General features: G+C 29.4%; 8 protein-coding genes. 6 read left to right on the plus strand and 2 right to left on the minus strand.

Translation table 11 applies throughout. The features are described from left to right. Positions 1 to 202: 202 nt before the first annotated feature. Together ppdK and ACRC03_RS19085 are read left to right on the plus strand one after the other, a co-directional pair. On the plus strand, positions 203 to 2,824 hold the full coding sequence (ppdK, locus tag ACRC03_RS19080) for a pyruvate, phosphate dikinase (protein WP_438654197.1): 2,622 nt from the start codon (positions 203 to 205) through the stop codon (positions 2,822 to 2,824). 124 nt (positions 2,825 to 2,948) lie between these two features. Next, positions 2,949 to 3,197: a hypothetical protein gene (locus ACRC03_RS19085; RefSeq protein ID WP_438654198.1), complete on the plus strand. Its 249-nt coding sequence runs from the start codon at positions 2,949 to 2,951 to the stop codon at positions 3,195 to 3,197. A 26-nt stretch (positions 3,198 to 3,223) separates the two neighbouring features. Here the strand turns inward: ACRC03_RS19085 and ACRC03_RS19090 are convergent, their stop codons facing one another. Together ACRC03_RS19090 and ACRC03_RS19095 are read right to left on the minus strand one after the other, a co-directional pair. Next, positions 3,224 to 5,401: a DNA topoisomerase gene (locus ACRC03_RS19090; protein ID WP_438654199.1), complete on the minus strand. Its 2,178-nt coding sequence runs from the start codon at positions 5,399 to 5,401 to the stop codon at positions 3,224 to 3,226. A gap of 64 nt (positions 5,402 to 5,465) precedes the next feature. Next, positions 5,466 to 6,098: a hypothetical protein gene (locus ACRC03_RS19095; protein ID WP_438654200.1), complete on the minus strand. Its 633-nt coding sequence runs from the start codon at positions 6,096 to 6,098 to the stop codon at positions 5,466 to 5,468. Positions 6,099 to 6,155: 57 nt separating this feature from the next. Here ACRC03_RS19095 and dut point away from each other — a divergent pair, with 57 nt between their 5' ends. From dut to ACRC03_RS19115, 4 genes are all read left to right on the plus strand, one after another. Next, complete coding sequence (gene dut, locus ACRC03_RS19100) at positions 6,156 to 6,587, plus strand: dUTP diphosphatase (protein ID WP_438654201.1); 432 nt, start codon at positions 6,156 to 6,158, stop codon at positions 6,585 to 6,587. Between the two features lie 215 nt (positions 6,588 to 6,802). Beyond that, complete coding sequence (locus ACRC03_RS19105; protein WP_438654202.1) at positions 6,803 to 7,978, plus strand: C40 family peptidase; 1,176 nt, start codon at positions 6,803 to 6,805, stop codon at positions 7,976 to 7,978. 150 nt (positions 7,979 to 8,128) lie between these two features. Then, positions 8,129 to 8,536 (plus strand): hypothetical protein, encoded by a 408-nt coding sequence (locus tag ACRC03_RS19110; protein ID WP_438654203.1) that lies wholly within the window; start codon positions 8,129 to 8,131, stop codon positions 8,534 to 8,536. 163 nt (positions 8,537 to 8,699) lie between these two features. After that, positions 8,700 to 9,560 carry a tRNA 2-thiocytidine biosynthesis TtcA family protein gene (locus ACRC03_RS19115; protein WP_438654204.1) on the plus strand — a complete coding sequence of 287 codons (861 nt, stop codon included), beginning with the start codon at positions 8,700 to 8,702 and terminating at the stop codon, positions 9,558 to 9,560. Positions 9,561 to 9,787: the final 227 nt, after the last annotated feature.

Consider the following 9,787-nt stretch of genomic DNA (forward strand, 5'->3'; position numbering starts at 1 on the left):
AAAGTTAGTAGGAAATTCAGTTATTTAATTATTAGAGTGTAAAATTGTTGGAACGCCGTATGAGGTGAAAGTCTCACGTACGGTGTGAAGTGGGGGAAAAGTTGGAGATAACTTCAAAGACTTACCTATCACTATAAATCGATAAATAAGATAGATACCAATATAGTTGCATATTAATAATAAATTAATGGGGGATACAGTAATGAAAATTCAGTATGTTTATAGTTTCAATGAAGGTAATAAAGATATGAAAACATTATTAGGAGGTAAGGGGGCTAATTTAGCAGAAATGACTAAAATAGGTTTACCTGTTCCTCCTGGATTTACTATTACAACTAAAGCTTGTAATGATTATTACGAAAATAATGAAGTAATAAGGGAAGAATTAATAAGTGAAATAGAAGAAAACTTAAAAAAATTAGAAGAAAATATAGAAAAAAAACTAGGCTGCAATAAAAAGCCGTTGTTACTATCAGTTCGTTCTGGGTCAGTATTTTCAATGCCAGGAATGATGGATACTATATTAAATTTAGGTCTTAATGACATTACAGTAATATCAATAGCAGAGGGTACTCAAAATGAAAGATTTGCTTATGATAGTTATAGAAGATTTATACAAATGTTCTCTGATGTAGCTATGGGAGTGCCAAAATATAAATTTGAAAACGTATTAGATAACATAAAAGAAAAAAATGGATATAAATTTGACACAGATTTAAGTAGTGAGGATCTAAAAGAAGTAGTAAATCAATATAAAGCTATATACAAAAAAGAAATAAGAAAAGAATTCCCACAAGAACCTAAAGAGCAATTAATGCTTGCAATAAAAGCTGTATTTAAATCATGGAACAATCCTCGTGCGAGAATATACCGTAAATTAAACGATATACCTCACGATTTAGGAACTGCAGTAAATATTCAATCAATGGTATTTGGAAATATGGGAGAAACTAGTGGAACAGGAGTAGCATTCACTAGAAATCCATCAACAGGAGAAAATAAATTATTTGGAGAATTTTTATTAAATGCTCAAGGAGAAGATGTTGTTGCTGGAATAAGAACTCCTCAAAATATATCAACTCTTAATGATATAATGCCAGAGGTTTATAAACAATTTGTGAAAATTACGTCTATACTTGAAAATCACTACAAAGATATGCAAGATATAGAGTTTACTATAGAAAAAGAAAAATTATATATTTTACAAACTAGAAATGGAAAAAGGACTACTCATGCAGCTATAAATATAGCGGTAGATTTAGTTGAAGATAATATAATAGACAAAAAAGAAGCTATTATGAGAATTGAGCCAAAACAATTAGATCAACTTCTGCATCCTACTTTTGAAGGCGAAGCATTAAAAAATGCAACTATTATAGCTAAAGGATTACCAGCATCACCTGGAGCAAGTTGTGGAAAGGTTTATTTTAATGCTCAAGATGTTGTAGAAGCAAAAAATAAAGGAGAAGAAGCTATCTTAGTAAGATTAGAAACATCTCCAGAAGATATAGAAGGAATGGCATCTTCTCAGGGAATACTTACAGCTAGAGGAGGAATGACATCTCATGCAGCAGTTGTAGCTCGTGGTATGGGGAAATGTTGTGTTGCGGGATGTTCAGAAATAAAAGTTGATGAGTATAATAAAGAAATTAGAGTTGAAAATACTGTTATAAAAGAAGGTGAATATATTTCACTAGATGGATCTACAGGAGCAGTATATATAGGTAAGGTTAAAAAGACGGAAATAGCTTTAAGTGGAAATTTTGAAAAGCTAATGAATTGGGTAGATGAATATAGAAACATAATGGTGAGAGCGAATGCAGATAATCCAAGAGATGCAGCTACTGCAATAAAATTTGGAGCTGAAGGTATTGGATTATGTAGAACTGAGCATATGTTCTTTGAAGAAGAAAGAATTCCAGCTGTCAGAGAAATGATATTATCAAAAACATTGGATCAAAGATTAGTAGCACTTGATAAGTTATTACCTTTCCAGAAAAATGATTTTATAGAAATTTTCAAGGTAATGGAAGGTAGACCAGTTAACATTAGATTATTAGATCCACCACTACACGAATTTTTGCCTCATGATGATGAGTCTATAGCTCAATTAGCACAAACTATGGATTTAGATGTTAGTGAAATAAAAAGAAGAGTAGTTGATTTGGATGAATTTAATCCTATGCTTGGACATAGAGGATGTAGACTTTGCATAACTTTCCCTGAAATATATGAAATGCAAGCTAAAGCACTAATTCAAGGTGCTATAGAAGCAACAAAAATGGGAATAAAAGTATGCCCAGAAATAATGGTTCCTTTAGTTGGGGAAGTAAAAGAATTAAAGGTAATAAGAGAAATGATAAAATTCACTATAGACAATATAATAGCTGAAGAAGGCATAAATGTAGACTATACAATAGGAACAATGATAGAAATACCTAGAGCGTGTTTAACTGCAGATGAAATAGCTAAAGAGGCAGATTTCTTTAGTTTTGGAACTAATGATTTAACTCAAATGACTTTTGGGTATTCAAGAGATGATGCAGGTAAATTTTTAGGAGAATATGTTAACAAAGAAATACTTGAAAAAGATCCGTTTGAAGTACTAGACCAAAAAGGTGTAGGAAGACTAGTTGAAATGGGTGTTAAGCTAGGTAGAAGTGTAAAACCAAATCTTAAATTAGGAATTTGTGGAGAGCATGGAGGAGAACCGTCATCAGTAGAGTTTTGCTACAAAATGGGACTTAACTATGTATCATGTTCACCATTTAGAATACCTATAGCAAGATTAGCAGCGGCTCAAGCACATATAAAAACATTATAAAAATAAAAAATAGTTTAATGTGAGTAAAAATACTCCTCTAAATAATCTAATTGATATGCACCTTACAGTCGTATTAATGCATAGATTATAATAGAGGAGTATTTTGTTTATGGGGGTAAATACTATGGTTAAATGTCCAAGATGTGGAAAGGAAGTATCAATAAGACCAGGAACGGTGTGTCCAAGATGTGGACTCAAGGTATCAGAGGTTAATCAGAAAGTTAGATGTCCAGAAGCAGGTTGTAGAACATTAGTATCCAAAAAATTAGAATATTGCCCTAAGTGTGGATGTAAACTAAAGGGGTACAATATTTCTGATTTTATAAAAATGGCAAGGTGTAAAATAGATGAAACTTTAAATGAAAAAGAATAAAAGGTTGCTAAAATTTAAGCAACCTTTTATTTTTCTATATCCCATCCCCAATAGCCATTTTCTTTTTTATAGTATTTTAAAGTAGCATCAAATTTACTTCCTTGTTTAGAGGTTAAAGATTTTACTTTTGCACTACCATTTTTAAGTATGCTTTTCACCATGGTTTTAGTGGGTTTTTTCTTATAAGCTTCTAAAAAATTATCATTTTTCCAAATACCAAATTTACATTCTTTATAGTTTTTACATATAAATCCTTTTTCGATTTCTACAACATCATTTTCACATATAGGACATTTACCTAAAGATTGATCTTGGTTAGACTCATCCTTAGAAGGCGTTGTAGCTTTCTTTGTATTACTTTTAGAAGATTCTTTAGTAAATTTTTTACTTTTTGGATTATAAACATAATTTTCAGTACTAATATTTTTAGCGTAATCCTTTTTTATTAAATCTACATTTCTAACTATAAAGGTCATAATATTAAGTAAGTATTCTTTTCTAGTGAAAGTACCTTTTTGAATATCACTTAAGCTTTTTTCTAGCTTACCTGTATAATCTACGTCAAATAATTCTTTAACAGGGAAAATTTCAACTAAATTTTTACCTAAGTCAGATATAAAATAGGATTTACCTTTTTTACCAACATAACCTACTTGAAGAATTTTCTTTAATACATCAGCACGAGTTGCAGAAGTACCTATAGAATAACCAGAAAGTACTGTAGTATCATCGTCAGAGATATTTTTACCACAGTTTTTCATAGCCTTAAGCAAAGTATCTTCGGTATAAGACTTAGGTGGAGTAGTTTGTTTAGTTAATGGGTCTATTTCTACTATATCTACAATGTCATTAGTATTTACAAACGGTAATAAATCGTCTTTTTCTTCCTTATTGTATACTTCAAGATATCCTTTGGCTTTAAGTACTTTACCTTTTGTTAAGAATATATTTTTATCTACATCTGTTTTTATTTCTGTATTTTCATACTCTGCAGGAGGCATGAAGTTAGCTATAAATCGATCTTTTATAGCGTTGTAGATAAGTTCTTCATCTGGTGTAAGTTTTGTAGGTATTATATAAGTAGGCATTATAGCACTATGGCTATCTACCTTGGAAGAATCAAAAACTCTTTTAGTCTTAGAAAACTTTATTTTACTTTCGTATTCAAGACCTACTTTTAGCTTGTCTAGAGTTTGAGATGCTTTTGTAGCTAAACTTTCTTCTAAATAAATAGAATCAGTTCTAGGATAAGTTATATAACCACCCTTACCTTTTCCTTCATAAAGGGATTGGCATAGGCTTAAAACCTTATCAGAAGTGAAATTTGAGTATTTAGAAGTTATATATCCTTGAAGAGATGTTAAACTAAACAATTTAGGCGCATATTCTTTGCTAGTACTAACTTTTTTATCTGTAATTTTTCCTTCAGTTGAAGTTATACTATTTATAACTTCATTAACCTCTTCAATAGTATCAAATTTACTTTCTTTTCCTTTGGTATATTTACCTTTGTATTCTCCATTTTCACATTTAAATGTAGCTTCTATCTCATAATAAGTCTTAGGAATAAAGTTTGCTATTTCCATATCTCTATCGTAAATTAATTTAACTGTTGGTAAGATTACACGACCTATATTAAGAAGCTTTCCGTTTCCGTACTTTAAAGTTGCCACAGATGTAAAGTTTATACCGATTAGCCAGTCAGTTATAAGTCTAGTGTACCCAGCAGCTTGAAGGTTTCTCATTTCTGAGTCGTCTTTTAGACTGTTGATACCTCTTGTAATATCTTCAGGCGTCCATTCGTTTACTAGTATTCTTTTTACTGGTTTTTTATTTTTTGCTAATAAAAATATCAGGAAGGATATCAATTCTCCCTCTCTATCGTTATCTGTTGCGTTTATTACATATTCTATATCATCTCTATGTAAGAGATTTTTTACAATATCAAATTGCTTTCTCTTAGAGCTATCTACTTTAAATTTAAATTTATCAGTAGGGATAAAGGGGAAATTATTCATTTTCCATGATCCAGAATATTTATCTTTATCATAATCTTTCATGTCATATAGTCCTACTAAGTGACCTACAGCATAAGTGATTATATATCCATTTCCTTCGAAATACCCATCTGCTCTAGTTTTGGCACCTAAGAAAGATGCAATAGTTTTTGCTACAGATGGTTTCTCGGCTAATATAAGTTTCATATGTTACCTCCTTACAAAGTGCCTTAATATCTTATCACAAAAAAATAAAAGACTGCAAGGCAGTCTAGAAATTATAATTAAAATTATTATTGCTATTAGTAAGACCTTTTAGATAATAATCCGTAAAATTATCAGTTAAAGACTCATCTAGTAAGCGTACAAATGAAATATGAGTTACATTATTAGGATTTATTTCTTTGATGTGATAATTCAACATTGGTCCAGAAATAGTACAAGATGATTCTGGATTTATATAAATTCTTTGAGTGTCAGATAAAGAAGTAAATATTTCAAAAGATTTAGAGTTGTCAATCATATAAGCATGATTTATAGTATTTTTTAGCATTGGACTAATCAAATCTAAATTTAAAATATACTCTGTATTTATAAAATTAACACAGCTTTCATTATATCCTCCTAATATTACCTTGCAATTTTTTTGGTATAAATCTTTAAATGAAGTTATTAAATTTTCAACAAAACTATCTATTTCTAATGGAAAATACAAATATAAAGGATGAGTTTCATCTACAATAATATTGAAATCATCTAACAAATTAAATAAAATAGAGCTATCAGTGTTATAATAATTTTTATAATCTAAATTATTATAAATTAAGTATAAACTACCGTAGAAATTTGTACTGTATATACTTTCGAGTTTTTGTTTCATCCAAGGGATAGGTAATATGTTCATATTATTCCTCCTAAAAATCTTTAATTAATAAAATATAATCACAAAAGGAGAGATTAAATGTATACACTTAAAATAAAAAAATTAAATGAAGAAGCAATAATCCCTAACTTTGCACATAAAGGTGATGCTGGTATGGATTTATATTCGATAGAAGAGGTTGTTATTCCTCCTTCTCAGACTAGACTTATAAAAACAGGTATTTCTCTTCAATTGCCTAAGATGACAGAAGCTCAAGTAAGACCTAGAAGTGGACTAGCTCTTAAACATTCTGTAACAGTTTTAAATACTCCAGGTACTATAGATGAAGGATATAGAGGAGAAATTGGTGTAATACTAATAAATCATGGAAAAGAAGAATTCATAGTTGAAAAACATATGAAAATTGCACAAATGGTTGTAAAACCTATATATGATATAAATATATTACAAGTAGAAGACTTAAATGATAGTGAAAGAGGACAAGGTGGATTTGGATCTACTGGATTCTAAACAAAACCTATGTAGTGGACACATATAAAAGTGTGTCAATTACATAGGTTATTTTTTATTTAAACAAGGTAATAATTTACAAACTCTGAATATTATAGACAAATTTCAACATATTTGTAATAATAAATAAAGTGGATGTGTAGGATTTTATTAAAAAAAATAAACTTGGTTTTAAGTTTTAGTATAAATAAAAGATAAAGATAGGAGATTAGTATATGAATATAAACAAAGGAAAAGTAATATCAGGATTAATAGCGACATCTATAGTAATTCCAATGTCAGCTACTATATCTCATGCAGATGAGAGTACTATACAAATCAAAAGTATAGATTATAGAAATATAACTGGAAACTCAGTAAACTTTAGAACAGGTCCAGGAACAAATCACTCATCAATGGGGAAGTTAAATAAAGGATACAAAGTTGAACACATAAGTACTAGTGGACAATGGGTAAACGTTAAGTATAATGGAAAAATAGGATATGTACATTCAGATTATGTATCTAAATCAAATAATGACAACAATAACAACAATACAGATAATAGTGTAAAATCAACAAAGGTAGTAAATGCTAATGCAGTAAACTTTAGAACAGGTCCAAGTACAAGTAATTCGTCAATGGGCAAATTAAATAAAGGAACAGACGTAGGATTTATATCAGAATCAAATGGATGGTCAAAAATAAGTCATAACGGAAAAATAGGATATATGTCTAGTCAGTACTTATCAAACAAAAATAATGACTCATCTAATAATAACAATAACAACAATACAGATAATAGTATAAAATCGAATAAAGTAGTAAATGGAAACTCAGTAAACTTTAGAACAGGTCCAAGTACAAGTAACTCATCAATGGGTAAATTAAACAAAGGCACAGAAGTAGGATTTATATCAGAATCAAATGGATGGTCAAAAATAAGTTATAATGGAAAAATAGGATACATGTCTAGTCAATATTTATCAAATAAAAATGATTCTGGCAGTCCATCTATACCATCTAGTGAAAAAGCAGATAAGGTTATATCATTTGCAAAAAATTTACTTGGAAAGCCATATGTTTGGGGAGCGGAAGGGCCTAATAGCTTTGACTGTTCTGGATTTACTCAATATGTATTAAAAAAATCTGCAGGAGTAAGTATTCCTAGAGTATCTAGAGACCAAGCTAAGTTTGGACAATCTGTAAGTAAAAGTAATCTTCAAAAAGGTGACTTAGTATTCTTTGATACAGAAGGTTCAAATAATGGATATGTAAGCCATTGTGGTATATATATGGGTAACGGAGAAATGATACATGCATCATCATCAGGTAAAAAAGTAATAATATCAAAAATGAACTGTAATGGATATTATGATAAAGCATTCGTAAATGCGAGAAGAGTTTTATAAATAGAAAAAACGCATTAAGTTGATTAAATTTAATGCGTTTTTTTGCGAATATATTGTAGATTTATTATTAAAAAATGTATAAATAGTATGACATTTTAGAAATAATAGTAATAAGAAAAAAGTCAGATATAAAGTATAAGGAGTGCGATTATGACTACAGTAACTGATTTCTATCAATTTAAGTACAGTAGAAGTTTTTATTACGTGGATTTATTTATAAATAGAGCAGCTGTTATAAATATAGAAGAAGCTTTAGATGAAAGATTAAGTAATTTGACAATAACCAAGGATGCAACATGTGCATATATGAGATTAAAAGAATTATTTCAACAATCAAGAGTATCAACACATAACCAGTATGTAGGAGTAAGAATGAATAAATGCTACTTAAAGTATATAAAAAGTTTAAATTACTACTTCTTAAGTAGAAGTGACTATATGGCATTAAGAACATTAAATGAGTACTTGCAAATGTATTTTGAAAAAGAGCAAGAAAAGTTATCTGATTTTAGCACCTTAAATGAAGACATTAAAGTAAGAGTATTATCTAGCATATAAATAAACTCTATTCACATTTGGAAGAGTTTATTTATATGCTATAATAAATTTTTTCCTTCTTAAAAATCATAAATGTATACTAATAAATTTAGGTATAACTTGAATTGATAGCCAGATATGTGATAAAATAATTTGCATGTTCACATAAAAATGAGGTGATAGAATGAGTGATTTAGCAGGAAAAGGCTGTGAAATTATAGTACCTTTTGATGAAAGACAGCCATTAAAAGATATAGAGAAAAGTGTAATAAAAAAATATAGAAAACAATTATGGTCTAAATTTGTAAAAGCTGTAAAAGATTACAAATTAGTAGAAGAAGGAGATAGAATAGCAGTTGCTATCTCAGGCGGAAAAGATAGTTTAGTTATGGCTAAGATGTTCCAAGAATTAAAAAGACATGGACAGGTTAACTTTGAATTAGAATTTATAGCTATGGACCCAGGATATCACAAAGACATAAGGCAGTTACTTGTAGATAACTGTGAGTATTTAGATATACCAATACATTTATTTGACTCTAGGATATTCGAAATAGCAGATGAAATAGCGAAGGATTATCCTTGCTATATGTGTGCAAGAATGAGAAGAGGAGCTTTATATTCTAAAGCAGAAGAACTGGGATGTAATAAATTAGCATTAGGTCATCATTATGATGATGTAATAGAAACAACTATGATGAATTTATTATGTGCGGGGAACTTTAAGACAATGTTACCTAAATTAAATTCAACAAACTTTGATGGAATACAAATAATAAGACCACTTTATTATATAAGAGAAGAACATATAATAAGATTTATACAAAATAGTGGAATTTGGCCTCTAAATTGTGCTTGCATGGTTGCGGCTAAAAAGACAGGCAACAAAAGATATGAAATAAAAGAACTTATAAAAAGTTTAGAACCTAACTTTAAAGATGTAGAAAAGTCAATATTTAAAGCTGCAGAAAATGTAAATATCGATTCAGTTTTAGGTTGGCAACAAGATGGTGTTAAACATTCTTTCTTAGAAAGATATGAATAAGCACAAACTCGTTTTCTTTATAAGTAATATGCTATAAAACCCCCATATTGATAAGGGTGATATTTGTTATTCGAAAGCCGCTGATAAGATATACAATAATTGAGCAAGATAGCCCCTTGCTTTAGCTATGGGGTGGAATTGCTCGGTCTTGAACTTGATTAAACAGGTATAGAACACTCACCTTGAATATAGTTTTCTATGTAGTATATAATAAACAATATAGAAAG

It is taken from the genome of Romboutsia sp., from assembly GCF_051659545.1.
Taxonomy (GTDB): Bacteria; Bacillota; Clostridia; order Peptostreptococcales; family Peptostreptococcaceae; genus JBOFOR01.

Coding starts and splice junctions, on each gene's coding strand:
- ACRC03_RS19110 (WP_438654203.1), top strand. CDS start 8,129: ATGACTACAGTAACTGATTTCTATCAATTTAAGTACAGTAGAAGTTTT.
- ACRC03_RS19115 (WP_438654204.1), top strand. CDS start 8,700: ATGAGTGATTTAGCAGGAAAAGGCTGTGAAATTATAGTACCTTTTGAT.
- ppdK (WP_438654197.1), top strand. CDS start 203: ATGAAAATTCAGTATGTTTATAGTTTCAATGAAGGTAATAAAGATATG.
- ACRC03_RS19090 (WP_438654199.1), bottom strand. CDS start 5,401: ATGAAACTTATATTAGCCGAGAAACCATCTGTAGCAAAAACTATTGCA.
- dut (WP_438654201.1), top strand. CDS start 6,156: ATGTATACACTTAAAATAAAAAAATTAAATGAAGAAGCAATAATCCCT.
- ACRC03_RS19105 (WP_438654202.1), top strand. CDS start 6,803: ATGAATATAAACAAAGGAAAAGTAATATCAGGATTAATAGCGACATCT.
- ACRC03_RS19085 (WP_438654198.1), top strand. CDS start 2,949: ATGGTTAAATGTCCAAGATGTGGAAAGGAAGTATCAATAAGACCAGGA.
- ACRC03_RS19095 (WP_438654200.1), bottom strand. CDS start 6,098: ATGAACATATTACCTATCCCTTGGATGAAACAAAAACTCGAAAGTATA.